At 46.2% G+C, this 15,424-nt stretch carries 16 protein-coding genes and 1 tRNA gene; 9 read left to right on the top strand and 8 right to left on the bottom strand.

Features of this window, described 5'->3' with window-relative positions; translation table 11 throughout:
* Positions 1-17 precede the first annotated feature (17 nt).
* A tRNA-Met gene (locus tag ACTJJS_RS22715) sits at positions 18-91 on the top strand.
* On the opposite strand, the gene ACTJJS_RS22720 is transcribed toward ACTJJS_RS22715, so the two are convergent.
* The 8 genes from ACTJJS_RS22720 to ACTJJS_RS22755 form a co-directional block, all read right to left on the bottom strand.
* Positions 51-1,739, bottom strand: coding sequence for a recombinase family protein (locus ACTJJS_RS22720; protein WP_440665529.1), 1,689 nt, complete (start codon positions 1,737-1,739; stop codon positions 51-53). The two genes, ACTJJS_RS22715 and ACTJJS_RS22720, sit on opposite strands and share 41 nt — an antisense overlap.
* Positions 1,690-1,854 (bottom strand): hypothetical protein, encoded by a 165-nt coding sequence (locus ACTJJS_RS22725; protein ID WP_440665335.1) that lies wholly within the window; start codon positions 1,852-1,854, stop codon positions 1,690-1,692. The genes ACTJJS_RS22720 and ACTJJS_RS22725 overlap by 50 nt, the downstream gene beginning before the upstream one ends.
* Complete coding sequence (locus ACTJJS_RS22730; RefSeq protein WP_440665336.1) at positions 1,847-2,230, bottom strand: hypothetical protein; 384 nt, start codon at positions 2,228-2,230, stop codon at positions 1,847-1,849. The genes ACTJJS_RS22725 and ACTJJS_RS22730 overlap by 8 nt, the downstream gene beginning before the upstream one ends.
* On the bottom strand, positions 2,214-4,949 hold the full coding sequence (gene mobF, locus ACTJJS_RS22735; protein ID WP_440665337.1) for a MobF family relaxase: 2,736 nt from the start codon (positions 4,947-4,949) through the stop codon (positions 2,214-2,216). The genes ACTJJS_RS22730 and mobF overlap by 17 nt, the downstream gene beginning before the upstream one ends.
* Positions 4,950-5,140: 191 nt before the next feature.
* Positions 5,141-5,836, bottom strand: a complete 696-nt coding sequence (locus tag ACTJJS_RS22740) for a hypothetical protein (protein ID WP_440665338.1) — start codon at positions 5,834-5,836, stop codon at positions 5,141-5,143.
* Positions 5,837-5,851: 15 nt separating this feature from the next.
* On the bottom strand, positions 5,852-7,396 hold the full coding sequence (locus tag ACTJJS_RS22745; protein WP_440665339.1) for a type IV secretory system conjugative DNA transfer family protein: 1,545 nt from the start codon (positions 7,394-7,396) through the stop codon (positions 5,852-5,854).
* A gap of 65 nt (positions 7,397-7,461) precedes the next feature.
* Positions 7,462-7,647, bottom strand: a complete 186-nt coding sequence (locus ACTJJS_RS22750; protein ID WP_440665340.1) for a hypothetical protein — start codon at positions 7,645-7,647, stop codon at positions 7,462-7,464.
* 311 nt (positions 7,648-7,958) lie between these two features.
* Entirely contained in the window at positions 7,959-8,126 is a 168-nt protein-coding gene (locus tag ACTJJS_RS22755) for a hypothetical protein (protein WP_440665341.1), read from the bottom strand.
* Between the two features lie 186 nt (positions 8,127-8,312).
* Here ACTJJS_RS22755 and ACTJJS_RS22760 point away from each other — a divergent pair, with 186 nt between their 5' ends.
* The 8 genes from ACTJJS_RS22760 (at position 8,313) to ACTJJS_RS22795 (ending at position 15,393) form a co-directional block, all read left to right on the top strand.
* Entirely contained in the window at positions 8,313-8,627 is a 315-nt protein-coding gene (locus ACTJJS_RS22760; RefSeq protein WP_440665342.1) for a hypothetical protein, read from the top strand.
* 96 nt (positions 8,628-8,723) lie between these two features.
* Positions 8,724-9,959 (top strand): hypothetical protein, encoded by a 1,236-nt coding sequence (locus ACTJJS_RS22765; protein WP_440665343.1) that lies wholly within the window; start codon positions 8,724-8,726, stop codon positions 9,957-9,959.
* A 27-nt stretch (positions 9,960-9,986) separates the two neighbouring features.
* On the top strand, positions 9,987-10,550 hold the full coding sequence (locus ACTJJS_RS22770) for a hypothetical protein (protein ID WP_440665344.1): 564 nt from the start codon (positions 9,987-9,989) through the stop codon (positions 10,548-10,550).
* Between the two features lie 120 nt (positions 10,551-10,670).
* Positions 10,671-11,456, top strand: a complete 786-nt coding sequence (locus ACTJJS_RS22775) for a recombinase family protein (RefSeq protein WP_440665345.1) — start codon at positions 10,671-10,673, stop codon at positions 11,454-11,456.
* Complete coding sequence (locus ACTJJS_RS22780) at positions 11,453-11,944, top strand: hypothetical protein (protein ID WP_440665346.1); 492 nt, start codon at positions 11,453-11,455, stop codon at positions 11,942-11,944. Before ACTJJS_RS22775 ends, ACTJJS_RS22780 begins: the two co-directional genes overlap by 4 nt.
* A gap of 27 nt (positions 11,945-11,971) precedes the next feature.
* Positions 11,972-12,292 (top strand): hypothetical protein, encoded by a 321-nt coding sequence (locus ACTJJS_RS22785; protein ID WP_440665347.1) that lies wholly within the window; start codon positions 11,972-11,974, stop codon positions 12,290-12,292.
* Positions 12,267-13,157 (top strand): hypothetical protein, encoded by an 891-nt coding sequence (locus ACTJJS_RS22790; protein WP_440665348.1) that lies wholly within the window; start codon positions 12,267-12,269, stop codon positions 13,155-13,157. Before ACTJJS_RS22785 ends, ACTJJS_RS22790 begins: the two co-directional genes overlap by 26 nt.
* 952 nt (positions 13,158-14,109) lie before the next feature.
* The gene (locus tag ACTJJS_RS22795) at positions 14,110-15,393 is read left to right on the top strand and encodes a DUF6538 domain-containing protein (protein WP_440665349.1); all 1,284 of its coding nucleotides are present in this window, start codon (positions 14,110-14,112) and stop codon (positions 15,391-15,393) included.
* Positions 15,394-15,424 lie beyond the last annotated feature (31 nt).

Raw genomic sequence — 15,424 nt, forward strand, 5'->3', positions numbered from 1 at the left:
CAAGACAGACAGGAAATGGCGAGGTAGCTCAGGTGGTTAGAGCACAGGATTCATAACCCTGAGGTCTCGGGTTCAAGTCCCGATCTCGCTACAGAAAGGGAAGTGTCAAGCAAATCTTGATACTTCCCTTTTTCTTTTTCCGGTGAAACCCGCGCCAGTTTAGCACTTACACGAACGAACTCATTTAATTTATCGGTTAAACATTGGTGACTTGAAGCATCATAATAGAAGCCATCGGGAAAGATGGTTTTTTGTAATCTTCTTTTGCCGTCTAAATCGCTGGAAGTCCATACCAGCCGCAAGTCTTGTAATTTTTCAAGCGATTGCGTCAATAATTTATCGAGGTTCAACACTTTTGGAATTTCGTTCCCCAATTCTTTGTGAAGTGCCTTGATTTTTCCATTCAAGTGTTCGGTCGTCAGATCATAGGTTTCTTTGTCAATATCCCCTAAACCATGACGAATTTTCAGGTTTTTGAGCTGTTGTTCCAAAGCCGTCATTTGTTCCTTTAAACGATCGTCATTGCCGTTGTCCTGGTTAAAATGGTCGAAGAGTTTTGTCAGTTGCAACTTGACGAGTGGAACGACAGCGGGGGAAATAGTGAAATTATCCAAGAAATCAAGAAACAGATCATTCAACCCTTTGCGCTTTGCTTGCTTCGTGGTGTGGGCATTAATATTGAGTCCTGCACACTGACGACAACGGTAATAATGCAGGTTCTTTTTCCGGTTGATATACCCAAGCATATAGCCTTTGCAGTTCACGCATTTTACATGCCTTGTCAAAGGCCGTAGGACTTCTTCTTTGTTGTGCTGATAACCAGCCAAATTATTCTCCAAAATCTGCTGAACTTTCATGAAATCCTCTTGACTGACAAGAGGCGGCCATTTGCCCTTTACTGGCTCGTCGATCATTTTTGACACCAGCACACCGCAGTAAAAAGGATTGCGCCAGATTTTGGAAAGCTTTTGCGGGAGCAGGTGCAAGCCTCTTAAAGCAAGTCTGCCGAGGATTTGCGCATCGCTGTAATGACCCGATAATTTCCATTGCCAGGCTTCTTTTAGCAACTCACCGTCTTTATTGATCTCAATGCGTTGGTGTTTGGCGAAAAACTTTTCATTCTGAACCCGCGGGCCGTAATGGTCATACCCCACCGGACAAATGCCGAAACGTTTGCCGCTGCGCAGACTGGCCTGCATAAAAGGGACTATGATTTCCAGACGTTCAAGATTTTCTTTTTTCGCGTGTGAAAGGCTGTCTATGATCGCCATTTCACCGCGAGGCGTAAGCGTGGAATGGCCGGAAGAAACCTCGATCAAATGCACGCCCAGTTCTTTGACGAGACGATCAACAAGGCCGATAGCGGAAGCCCCCGAACGGGAAAAGCGCGACATTTTAAATAAAAGGATAGCAAAAGGCCGCTGGCGGCTTTTTTCCACTTTTTCAATCAGACGTTTGAATTCGGGCCTAAAGTCGTCTTTCTTGGCACTCTCATATTTTCCGCCGAATTCGTCTGTAATCTCATAGTTATTCAGCTTTGCATAGCGGCGGTTTGCATCAATTTGGTTTTCGATTGACGAATTTTTGTCGTATTGCTCCTTTGACGAAACGCGCGTGTACGACCAGACGGAAAAATTCTTTTTCGTCTCTTCCTCTTTTTTCGGCACGAACCGTTTGAAATATTCCATATCAGTCATGCTTTGCTCCATAGGTTTTGTATAAGGTGAGTGAAACTTCATAGACGAGCGTAATCAGGTGCTCTTTTTGATCCGGGGACAGGTCGCGGAAATCGTCATATTGATCGACTTCCTGAATAGTGAGCCGGACATCTTTTACTTTGTTGCCTCTAACCATTTTCTTGGACTTTTATATCGTTGACGATGGGCGTGTCTTTTGCGGCGGTGGCGTTATAGCGGGCATCTTGGGCGACAACGATTTTAGGAAGCTGATAGAAGAAATCGAAGAAAAGCGGCATTAAGCGGATGCCCTTCAAAACAACAATGTGCGTTGTCCATAGAAGCGTCATTCTGTTTTCTTCGATTTCAAATTCCCTTGCGACCCAATAAGCGTAGTTCAGAGAAACTATTTTCCCGTGAAGCGGAACAAAGCAAACCTCACGAATATGGCCCGAATGCTCATAAAATTCCGTTTGAAGAACAGAAGAAGAATTTTTAGAGGTCGGATCATTTTCGTTTAATTCATCCAGGCGCAGCTTAAAGTTCAAGTTCATAATCGATCAAATGCTTTTCCGGTGAGATGGATTTTTCGACAGTCTTTTCATGTTGCGGGAGATGGGCGGCGCTTCGCTCTTGAAGGAGAACGTGTTCGATATGAGAATCTTTTTCAGACAACAATTCTAAAGCCGATTGGCGATCACCCATATCGGAGGCATGTTCCAGCAATGCCGTTTTATCATCCGTATAAATGGCAACGGATTCCCGGCCCCGCGAGACGGACACATAAAACTGTTTTAAATCCGTTGCGGGAAAGGTGGCGGCGTTTTGCGCGATAAAAACACGATCAACGGTTTTTCCCTGCGACCCGTGGGAGGTCATGCAATGCGCGTGTTCAATATGGCCGAAATCTTTTGCCAGCTTATAAGGCACTTTGCTGACGGCATTGCGCAGCAAGACATCGCCTTTATCGCTGACCGACACGACTTCCAGCACCATGCCGTTATCCAGCCGCTTATCGCGTTTGTCAAAGCCGTTATGCGTGATGCGGAGTGCATCCCCCTTTGACAAAGCAATGTCCTCTTTCTGAAACACGGCGAAATGGTTCGCACGATCACGGGGAAGGGCCAACGCTTTACCGTTGATATTTTCAAGCGTGACGGCTTTATCGTCGGCGGTTTTAACCGACCATTGCGAGCCCTTTTTGGCCCCCGGCACATTCTGCGAGAATTGAATGATCTGGCCTTCTTTGTAATTGCGCCAGTCGGCCCGTTGCGCTTCGGTAAAATTCAGATTGGTCAATTTTGAAACGGAATAATCGCGCTTACTAAGCAGACCCGCATCGCGCAGGGCGGAACGGATAGCGGAAGTCACCTTTTCACCTTCCAAGCGTGTGGGTGAAATTACCAGCGCCGACTTGCCGCTTTTCAGTGCGGTAACATAGTCTTTTGCCAGTTCCGTATGCGGTGACAGCGGATTAACGTCTTTGATCGCGCCAATGCTATCCAGTTTTTCAAAGCCATCGCGCGCTTTGCCTTGCGACAGATATTCAACAGCCGCTTTATAATCCACGTTTTTTTGACGGTAGATTTTATCTACTTCGGCAGTTTGAATGCCGCCGACAGTATTGAGGATGCGCAGGGCATCGCCTCTTGTGACGGCGCTATGCTGGCGCGTATCACCAACAAAAATCAATTGCGCGTTTTGCTCGGTGGTGATTTTCAACAAGTGCAACGCTTGCCCGGTGCCGAGCATCCCGGCTTCATCCACGATCAACACCTGGTTGGCAAGTTTTGCTTGCATGTCCTTATTGGACAAAAGCAGTGAAACCGTATCAGCATCTTTAAAACCCTGATCCCGTAATGTCCCACGTGATGCATCGGCGGACGGCGCGACCATCAGCACCGTTTTGCCTGCTTTTTCCATGCAAGGAACGACTTCCGACAAAAGAGTCGTTTTCCCGGCACCTGCAACCCCGCGAACAATACTGACACGGCTTGAAGTGCTAAGGATATAGGAGGCCGCCGCCGCTTGCTGGCCGTCCAGATTCAAAACGGGTGCATCATGGTAAAGCGGCGTTAGTTGTCCCTGACCGGCGCGGGCGAGAGTGACGAGGCGGCGCTCTTCTTCCAATACGTCCACAGTGGTGGCGACCATGCGCCCCCTATCTTCCACCCGGATAATTTGATCGTCTTTTTGAAAACAATCCGTAATGTGATCGAGTGTCGTCGCATTGTTGCCGATGGCGTGATGATAGGCGGTTGCCAATAAACGCCGCTCCGGCATGACGGACATTCTTTCGAAATGGTGCCGGATACTATGGCGCACGCTTTGCTCCGGCTCCGGTGTTTGGAATACCTCCACCTGCGCAAAGCGCAGCGCTTTTGTGTCGTCGATATTCAATTCCGCACTGATGGCACGCATTTCAGTTTTCCATGCCGCTTTCAATTCGGCCATGCTATGGCCTTTCTGTTTGGCGGCGCGGGTGCGCGCACCTAATTCGTCCAGCTTCTTCGCATCCGTGATGCCTTTTTCTTTGGCAATCTGTCCAATCTGATTAGTGCGTTTAGAAAAATGCGCGATGATTTCTTTCGGTACGCCTTCAACCTCAAAAGCCTTATCTGTCTTGCGCACCCCGTAGCCTAATTCCTGTAATTTATCGGCCAGCCGCTTGTGAAAGCGGGCCTGATAATACGGCATGTCGCGCTGTATCTCGCGGAACTGACAGGCTTTCACTTTGTTTTCGACCCCGTCCCAGGTGGCGTTGATAACAAAGCAATGTGCGTGCAAATGTGGGTCGGGCAAGCCGTTGACGGGTCGTGCGGTTTGGTGTGTAAATCCCGCCCACAATAATTCACCTGTTTTCCGGTCAGTATCAGCACCATGAATACGGACACGGGTTTGGGCATCGGCCTCGATTTCTTTCATCGTTTCAAGGACCGATTGCTCGAATGCTTTCAAAATATGGTCGTCCTTTGAAAGTGCATAAAGAATTGATACACTTTTACTTGCGTGAAAATTTATATCATAACCGATCGTCCGGTTTTCTTTCGTAACAGGTGTAAGCGCCGTACCCGTCAACGGATTGCGGTTTTCCGTCAGCGCGAAAAACGCCTCTTTCGTCACGTCCCCCGTAAGACCCAACCGCGCCGCGAGCTTTCCGGCGAATGTGCCGGGAAGCTCTTGGTCGGAGGTATAATAATCGGACGGTGACAGGGCGGACGTGTAATAGGCTTGAGCATGGGCGGCGCTCTTGCTTTGGATCATGCGAATCATCGGAAAGCGTTTTATCAGAGAATGAAATCAAAAGGGGAAAAATCGACAGATTTTAAAGCCCGTATAGAACGAATAATCTTTGTATAAATTGACGGAGCAGTGCGACGAAAAGAGGCGGAGCAGTGCGCGGTTGATGCCCTGGATTCACAGCCTAGAAGTATCAGACATCTTCCCTTTTCACCGCTGCGGCCTTATGAAACGTTCTCGGCATCGTCCGCTTGGGGCGGTTGTTTAGCGCCGCTTAAAGCATCGCGGTAAACGGTGCCGCTTTGTTGATCGTCGTGCATATCCATCAGTTTTTCATCGGCGGAACGATATGCATAGAGATAGCTGATGGAATAACAAACACTGCTCACCATGATGACAATGCCGATTTTTTCGCCGAGTTTATACAGGAACCAGCCAATCAAAAACGTGAATAGTGGTTCGGCAATCGTTTCGATAAAGCGGCCCGTCAACGGTTGGCCGAAAAGCCTGATCTTATCAAAGAACGGGAAGGAGGTCCCGAGGCCGGTTGTCATGTTCCGGTTTTTCATCGCCTCTCTTTTTCTTTGAACGGCGCATACCAAAAAGGCGGCGATAAAGGCGTACCAAGTCGCATAATGCGCCCAGAAATAGGTGGGCGTATCGGTGCTGTAGCCAGGCGCCGGAAACAATGCGGGGAACAGAAAATGAAACACCGGAAACCAAAAGAACAGAGGAAGAACAGCCAGGACAAAAGCGATTTTAAGTGCGTTGCTGAAAGAGTAATAACGCCGCCCGAAATTCCTGCGGATAAAGGTTTCCAATAAAAGACGCGGATAAAGCGACACCGCATGGGCGAACCAAAGCCATAAAGGAATTTTCCGGTGCTGGGTGGTTGTGCGAATGCTTGTATTCTTTTTCATGTGAAAAGGATTGAATTAGTCAATGAATTTTTGTTTGATGCGGATTTGTTTGTGCGACTTTCCGTTAAAAGGTGCGCCTTGGCGGTGGATATAGGCTTCGCAGACATAGCCGAATCTTTTGCCACCTGTTTTCAGCGCGAAAAATTCTTCCGGTCTTACGATCTGGCGGAGCTTCTGCGCTTTCGCTTCGTTGAACGACACGTTGTTACCGAAACTCATGCCTTCCGTCTTATCGTCATAGTATTCCTCACCAATAAGCTCAGAGGCATATTTATTCGTATCTGCGTCCGCGTTAGCATGGAATATCTTCGTTGCAAGCGTGCCGAGGAATTGCTTGACCTTATAGGTCGATTTATCGCCGCCCATATGGGCGAAATAAGATGGGATATTTTGGGCAAGGTATACGGTTGCCACCATCGAACTGCGCGCCGTACACTGAAAATCCGCATCGAGGGCGTGCAGGAAAATCGGGCTTTCATCGGCGAAGATGAACGCCGGGCGGTTATTGACTTTGGTGTCTCTTTTTTCCCAGGCGCGCTGGTAGCAGTATTTTATGGCTATCTGCACTATGCGGCCAGCATCGTGGTGTAATTTCGTGGGCAAATTCAGCACGACGATAGAGCCTTTCTCAAGGCAGGTTTCAGGGGTGAAACTGGACGGGTTGCTGCAAAAGAGCGAATAAAACGGCTCGCTTAAAAGCTGATACAGAAAGCTCACAATCATAATCTCCAAAGTGCTCCGCGTCTTCGTGGACAGCTTTTTATACGACCGGGCAAAAAATTGATTGACCTGTTTCAAGGCGCGATAATTGGCCACATGCTGCAAAGCGAAAGCATCCGTCAACCCACGTTTTTCAAGGTCAGCGATTTCCTCTTTCGGAAACGTGGCCCAAAAGGCATTCACTTTCGCCTGAACTCTTTTATGTGCTTCGTCCATCGCCTTTTTAAAAGGATCATCAACGGATTTTTCTTGTTTGTCTTGGCTTTGGGATTGTGCCTGGATTGGTTTTTGTGCTTGGCCTTCCACTTCCTTCGGTGCGCACATGGCAATGTCATAGAGGTCTTGCACCGTCACAGTGCCATAAGCCAGCAAACACACTGTTGTGACGGACGAAAGGGTCATCCGCAAAGCCGAAGCCCAGAAGCGCCCATCTTCGCCACCCCCGGACGTGTCCTGTTGTCCGGTATTAATAACTGTTTCAAGGAGAGACACGAGGGATTGCCGCAAGGACACGCCTTTCTGCGTTTGATCACATTCGTATTGTAAAAAATTGAAATATTTTGTGCCGCCTGGCTCGACGATGATAAGGTCTTTCTCCCGTTTGGTGGCGCGGGCGTATTGCCGCCATAAGTCTGCTTCGTCCGGTTTGGCCGTCAAGACCAGTCCCGCGTAACCACGCGAAAGCATATTCAAGGCAATGAGCCTACCCGACGAAGTTGTTTTGCCGGCACCAATGCCGCCCCATACGGCGATGCCCTCGAAACTCTCTTTGACAGTCAGCACATCGCCGCCGGAAAACTGCAACAGCGGCGCGTCGAGATCGAATTTTTGATTATCCATTGGAAATTTTTTTCGATGAAAAAAGAAGACTGACGGCAGGGCCGCCACCGCCAGCCCCGTACTTACTACTCACGCCATTTTGAAACCCTGCTCGCGGTGGACTTTAACCCGTTGCACGTATAACCGTTCACGTTATACGTGTTGTCAGAGATTTTTTTCACGAAATCCCCCCTGTCATTGACGAGCTTGTCCGGGTCTACAGAAGACTGACGCAGTTTGAGATAGCTAGAAACGTTGTCTTGCTTACACATGGTGTTTAATTTTAAAGTGTGAAAAAATAAAATTCTTGTCCTGTCTTCCGGGCATGGCGCGGCCAGCACCCGCCCGGAGGCAGGCATTTACAAGGTGGTTAAGAATAAAAAATGTGATAACTGAAAAGGTAGGGGTGCCTCCGGCGCGCTATTTCATTTTACAGCACCGCGTCCGTGTGCATGAACAGCAGCAACAGGAGCCGGGAGGCGTTTTGCTTTCACCACCCGATGAAAGCAATCGCTTGATGATTTTTAATAATTCGTTTCGGGTCAGTTCCATGACAAATTTGTTTTAATGGTGGAAAATGGTGTTATTCTTCATGCCTATCGGAAGCGGTGAGGTAGTCGCTACCATTCCAGATCATCCCCGCCGATGGCGGCTGAACATCCGGCGGCCCCTCACGGTTGATTAAGCGTTGGTCTCTTTTGGCGGCATCCCGCGCCAGTTTTACAATCCGGCTTTGTTTTGTGTTCTTCATGTTGATTTTCGTTTTGTTGATACAAAGCTGCGGAGATTAATTTTTCACGACAAACCGAGGTATTCAAAACTTCAAAATTTTGAAAAGTTATTTTACAAGTGATTGAAAATAAATATGTTTCTGTTTTTTTCTTGACGTTTTGAATAGGTATCGGCTATATGACAATATTCGCAGAGGAGCCGTGTCATGACATTTAACACACCATTTAGAGAAGAACTTGAGCTGACATCGTTAGAAACGGCGCCAGACCTTTATGAGCAATTTGAAATGCTAGATAACCTTTCACGAGGCGATGTTGCAATACAGGCCTGCTGTGGCGGAATTGAAGAGATGACAAATGCATTAAAGGGATTACTTTTAAAATTTCCAAACGTTGAGAATACTTTTAGAGCTGCTGTAGTCGAGCTTATAAATGAGCGAGACAATTTCCGCTATGAATTATCTGAAAAACATTGGGATGAAGATACCCAACGCTATAAAGGGCTTAGTCCAGAATACTAATTATTGAATAAATAATAATTAGTATTTGTTTCTCACTAATTATAAACAATCAAAAAAATAAAAATTCAAAATTTGAATTTTTGAACTCTTCTTTTTGTGAAAAAAGAGAAACAGTATCATTTTTGGGATAAATCTAAATGCCCACTTTCACGTTTATATATAAGAACGAGGGAAGATATACTCACTATTCAAATTGTCTATATGAAAGATAAAAAGAATGCAAAAAAAATAGTATATAAAGAAGGCTTATTAGAAGTGACGGAAACGAATATCTACAAAGAGATCGTAACTTATTTTATAAAAGTACAAGGCATTCAAGGGAAAATGCCCAAAAATCGACACTCCTCGCAATCGATTAGGAAATTTTTTGTAGCGCAATTATTTGGTTTAAAAGAAGAGAGTGCTCAAAGTCACTGTTCAGAGAAACTCGAACGTTTAAACGTGACGGGAAAGATGGTAACAAAATTCATTAAAAATATAGGAGATTTTTTCAAAGAAATACCATCTTTTATAGAGCAGTGGGAAGCATACAAGAAACTGCCTAAAAGAGAAATGCCAACCACATCTGCAAAAATACTTACAAATTTGAGTAAGCTTAACGAGTATACAGAGATTAAAAAAATATTTGATGATTGGAAGAAGGTAATTGACGCAACACTGATGGTAAAGCCAAAACCAAAGGGGGAGAACGATGATAATGCCGAAGCGGCTCATCAAAATTCAGATAAAAAAATGAACTTCCAAATGGAGATTTATGGTGATTGCCGTAACATGATAGACGTTTTCAGTTTCACTAATTGGACAATCTATTCGGGGGAATCATATTCCATTGGTAGGGACTCTTCGCATATAAAGGTAACGCAAAGTTATTCACTTTCATTTTTAGGCAAGCGAGATAACCAAACTCTTTATTTCCAATTATACAATCATCAGACAACTATATCTGTGAAAGGTATTGCTACATGCAGCTCATGTGAAGACAGATGGTTTCTTAAATGTTTTGATAATTCACTTTGTTTTGAAATAGCGTTCAATTGGTTAACGAAAGTATTTGGGAAAAACCTGATTGCACAATGTTCTATGTTCTTAGGAAAAGGAAAAAGAAAAAGACAATTGTTAAGTTTTGATTCTATTGCGCATTGTGGGCTGGGATCTAGTTTTAGTACTATGCTGGCTGATTTCTCTTATAGAAATAGATGTGGAACATTGACAAAAACGGAGAAGAAGATATTTGATAAATTAAAAAACATTGACATTGACTTTCTGGATACCCCAGTCATTCAAAATGACTTAAGACATATAATACTAGAAAATCCCGTACACAATAATTAAAGGTAACAATCGTAATATTTCCAATGTATGCCCAACCAAATCCCCCAGGAATTGCTGGATCAAATGATCCACATGAATAACGAGCAATTCGATCACATAGAAAAAAGATGGCGAGATAATCTTACTGTAAAACAAGAATACGAAAGACAGTATTACACGCAGCTAAAAGGCTATCTCGATTATAATAGCGCCTTCAAAGAAAACCAACGCCCGCTAAAGCCGCATGAACGTGCCGCTATCCTCGACCAGGAATTGCTTAAAGAAGCGCAAGAAATTAACATTGAAAATGCTCGTCATCAGGCCGCCCATGAAGAGGCGTTGAAGACACAGCAGCAACGACAGGAGCTGGTGAAATCCTTTATAAGCGAGAAGGAGAAAATCCTTACCGCTGAAAAAGCGCCGGAACAACCGGATCAACTACGCTTAGAAAACCCGGCGGCGCCGCATATCAGTGAAAAAGCCAAAGAAATCACCGCGAAACTATTCGCAGCGATGAAATACGAAGCCCTCGAGCGCGAGTGGGAAACGCAGCTTAACTACCCCGCCAATGACCTGTACCCTGCCGATCACGACATCGAATTAGAGAGATAGATTATTCCATCCGGCCTCGTCATTCTCACCTTGCAAATAATTTTCTAAAAAAAATTTGTCCATATATGAAGGAACGTTCATGTATGGACAAAAAGTCGCCTGTTTTCCCGTTTTCCCTTTTTGAAAAATGCTTCATATCAATGGGTTTTAGATGAACGCCTCATTGAATATTTATGTTTCTTGTCCAAAGATAAACGTTCGTTCATATGTGGACAGAAAGAGGCAACGCTCATGCGGTTCGCTTTCGCCTATTTTAGAGTTTCCACCGATGGTCAGAAAGAGACAGGGCATGGTTTAGCGTCTCAGCAATATGACGTAAATGCCCTCATGCAGCTTACAGATATCGTCATCGTTCGCGAGTATTTTGAGATTGAAAGCGGTAAGAAGAACGAGCGCCCCGTCCTTTTAAAAGCCATCAAGGATTGCTTAAAAGCAGGATTTATTTTGGTCATTGCGAAGTGCGACCGTCTGACCCGTAAAGCCTTATTCGGTGCGCGATTGCTGAACAGCAAATTGGATTTAATCGCCGCAGACAAGCCATTAGCCACCAAATTAGACCTGCTGGACGATTTTATCCGTGCCGAGCGCGAGGGGATTGTAATAAGCAAACGCACCAGCGCCGCCCTGCAGGCCGCCAAGCGGCGCGGCGTAAAGCTAGGCACGGCCTGTAAACAACTGGCGTTGAAAAACAAACTTCTGTCCAGGGCTTTCGCCCGGAAGATGGACCCGACCATTCAGGATTTGATAGCACAAGGCTTTACTACGATCCGCGCGCTGGCCGCGGAACTCAACCACCGCCGCATCAGCCCATTTCACGGGCGCGGCTATAAATGGCACCGTAACACGGTGTGCAATCTCTTGCACCTAATCAAAGAGCTACATTTCTCACCTCAATTACCATCATGATGAACAGATTTTTATCGCGCTTAGCGTTTATATGCGCCGCCAGCCTTTTTTGTTTCGGCAGTTGTTCTAAAGAGGATAAAACGCCGCCCGCTGCGTCCCAGCCTATCGACAAGACGAAAATCGTCGGCACTTGGTCCATCACGAAAGGCGTCTTTAACTACTATGACGGTGCTGAAAAACTCCTGCGCCGCGCAGGCATTGAGAAAAACGGTCTCAATGCTGAACTATGGGATCATTCCACGCTGGACGTGAAAGACAGCACCTTCACGCAAACGGGCATCGTCACGCAGGATCATTTACCTCATACCGGAAAATGGTCGCTCATGGATGACGGGAAGAAAATTCACACGGTTGACCGCCAATGGGCCACCGATTGGGAAATCGTGTCTTATACCGGATCGGTTCTGACTATCCGCCACCGCCAGCCGATCAATAACGGCGGCAATGAAAAAACCGCCGAAGCCTTGTTGGAACTGACAAGAGAATAAAATTCTTTCACCGCTAAATAATCCACGATGAAAACCGTAAATGCTTTATCAACTGTCTATGAGTATATTAATGATATGACGCTGAACTTCAGGACAGTCGTCGAGGTCGAATGCCAGTGGAGCACGCCGACCTTTTACCGCCGGATTCGATATCCGCATATGGGCAGCCCCGCCGAAGAAAAAATGGCACTGAAAGTGGCGCAGACATTGGGCCGCGCGCTGTTGGCTCTTGTCGATGAACAAACGCTGAAATTAGACCAAGAAATCCCGCCTTATCCGACCCATCTACAAGATAAGTTAAGCACACAATCCGCCCTGAACGATGCAGACAGCCCCTTTAACGCCTAATAACCCGCATCGTCCGCGGAGAAGAAAGAGCGCCATAACCCCGCTGCGCCTGATGTTGTTGGACCTCGAAAGCAAGTTAGGCGTGGACAGCCCGGCCATCTATACAAAATTGGGGATGCCGGCAGCCCGTTATAACACCTGGCGGCGGGGATTGGTACGCAGGCCCAAGGACACGGCCATCTATGAGAAATTCATAAACGCCTATGGTATCGATTTTTACCTGTCGCTGGGCATGGGGGAAATCGTGGTCGTTGACCGAGAATTATTTCGGTCATGCGCGCAGACGGATTTAGCGGAGGACGTTAAACGGATATCCGCAGCGGACGCAGTCAACACGATAACCCCGCTGCACGTTATTGCCCGGCGCATTCAGGCGAGCTTGAACGTCAGCAAATCTTTTGTTGCCGCGAAACTGGGTGTTTCCCCTTCGGTCTATGGCGGATATCTTGACGGAACGATTCAGCAGCCACGCCCCGGCGTCTATGAGCGGTGTAAAACCGAATTAGGCATCGACCTGTATCTGTCGCAGGGAAAGGGAGACGTGGTCATTGTCAATCCCGATCGATACATGGCTTGTAGTTATAGTGACCAGCCGCGCCCGAAACCGCCGAACACGGAAAAACCCGTTTTTATCTGGCCGTTTCACGAGGCGGTGAAACATATAGAAACATTTCTAAATATCGACCCTTCCTTTATCTACCTCAAGCTAGGCATCGGCAAGATTATTTATCAGGGGTGGAAGTCAGGAAAGCGCCGCATCCTAAAAGAAATTATCTGCACTAAGTACCGCGTGGAATTCGGTATCGACCTGTTTCAGTCCATGATTCACGGCAAAATCGTTATCGCAGGTAGGGACGATAAATAATCTATTCAATAACGGCAATTTGATCGTTTGAACAATATCCGAATGCAGTGGGCGGGCGACTCGGAGCCTTCCCACTTTTATTTACAGGTCTTGACTTTCAGCTACCTTTAAGAGATAATTAACCCGACGGTATCACCGCCACTGTTCTTGAACCCTAATGTACTCTGCGTGAATGACCAGGCACAAGGGGTGCCAAACGGGTCTGTTAGACGTTTTCTTCTAACATATCAAGAACATAGGTGGACCATGCAGACAACTGCACGAGCCGTTTGTTCCTATCCTAAATCCGTTAGTGTACGCCATTACACGCGGGTTAGGTTCGGTAAACAGGAGTGGGTACGCTCACACTGTAGATCGATGCCCTCACGGTAAATAGGATCAAACTAACGTGGTGGTGGTATCGTTCACTCTGTTGCAATTAATGATACACTGCCATGTACTCGTGTCAACACTTTTATTAAGCACTTTATTTTGAGATTTAGTTTAGCTACTTGCTTTCCCAACGCTTTTGATCAGCCTTTTTAACGATCTCCGATCTTTCTGTTGGTGTGTCAACCTAACTGTTTTTAGCTTTACTACCCTTCAATCCACCCCTATGTCCAAGCTCTACAGTAACAGGATTCTGACCATCCTCTCTGGTACCATTACAGCAAAATCTTGACCTAGTGCGCCCGTCATGATACAAAAGTCAGGAAGGGCTTTTTTATTGCACCCCTTATTGGTACCCAATTTCACCAGCGTTGCAAAAAGAAGTCTTTATTATTAACCGAATAAAAGTTCATAGGATCATAAAGCGGCATACATCCTGTCCGCCACTTTTAGACACAAAATCAAGCCAGTCAGCCTTTTTTGTGTTTAATTTTTAAGGATTTTTCACACAATCCTTCAGTGGAATGATACAGACATCCGCAACTTAGGAACTTTTTGTAACCCAAGAAGGAACCCATTGCGCATGGATTATCTCCTCAAACGCAACAATACCTATTACTACAACCGCCGCATCCCAGCCCAATTTCGAGCCTATGTTCCCCGTGAGCGTATCCGCATTGCCTTAGGGACTGATAGCCATAAGGCAGCCCTAAAGCTGGCACGAGAACAAAACGAAAAGACGGAAAAATACTGGCAAACGCTTGTTGATACAGGCGAGACATACAGTCATCAGCATTACAGGGCTGTAAGTTCGCGCGCGCAAAGTTTGGGTTTCAATTACTATACCGCTGCCGATCTAGCCGTTCAACGCCTGGAACAACTTATTGAACGGTTGCTACAGGCTAAAAAGCATGATCTTAATCCATATCATGTCGAAGCCGTTTTAGGAGGCGTGCCAGTCCCCCGGCTTATGTTATCGGAGGCGTTGCCGCGTTTTTGGGCGCTTACTAGGGATAGGCTGCTTAACAAGTCTAGCCATCAGCAACGGAAATGGCGCAATCCCCGCGAAAAAGCGTGGCGCTATTTTGTTGATTGTATAGGAGATAAGGCAATCCAAGATATCACCCGTTCCGATATGCTAGAGTTTAGGGATTGGCAGATTAATCGTGTAGAAGCCGAAGAGATCATCGCCGCGTCTGCAAATAAAGACTTGATGAACGTACGCTCGATTCTCACGGTAGTGGCCGAAAACCACGACATCAGACTGGATGAAACAAGTTTATTCAAAAAGATTAAACTTACAGCAAACGATGTCAGCAAGCGATTGCCCTTCGATCATGAGTTTTTGGTCAATACGTTTTTAAACCCCATAAATTTGAAGGGAATGAATAAACAAGCGCAAGGCATTGTATTTGCTTTCGCTGAAACAGGGGCCGGACCTTCTGAATTAATTGGCTTACAGGCCGAAGATATTCGCCTAGATCATCCTATTCCCCATATCCACATCGTGCCACGCGAGAAGAAAGGTTTGAAAACAAAATACCGGGAGCGTATTATCCCCCTTGTTGGCCATGCGCTTGACGTTTTTCGTGAGTTCCCTAACGGATTTACGGATTATTGGGATAATCCCGATAGTGCTTCCAGCGCAATTGGAAAATATCTGAGAGAAAATGGCCTTAAGCCATCCGATAGGCATTCTCTTTATTCCCTCCGACATAACCTTCAAGATAGATTGCTAGAAGCGAAAGCCCCTGACCGTGTCCAGGCGGATTTAATGGGACACAAGTTTAAGCGGGAAGATTACGGGAAAGGCGCGTCTCTTGAACTAAAACTTGAATTTCTCGAAAAGATAAAATTGAAGCCCTGATTGAAAAGCAGCGTTTTCACGCTGCTTTTTT

It is taken from the genome of Chitinophaga sp. 22308, from assembly GCF_052045305.1.
Taxonomy (GTDB): Bacteria; Bacteroidota; Bacteroidia; order Chitinophagales; family Chitinophagaceae; genus Chitinophaga; species Chitinophaga varians_A.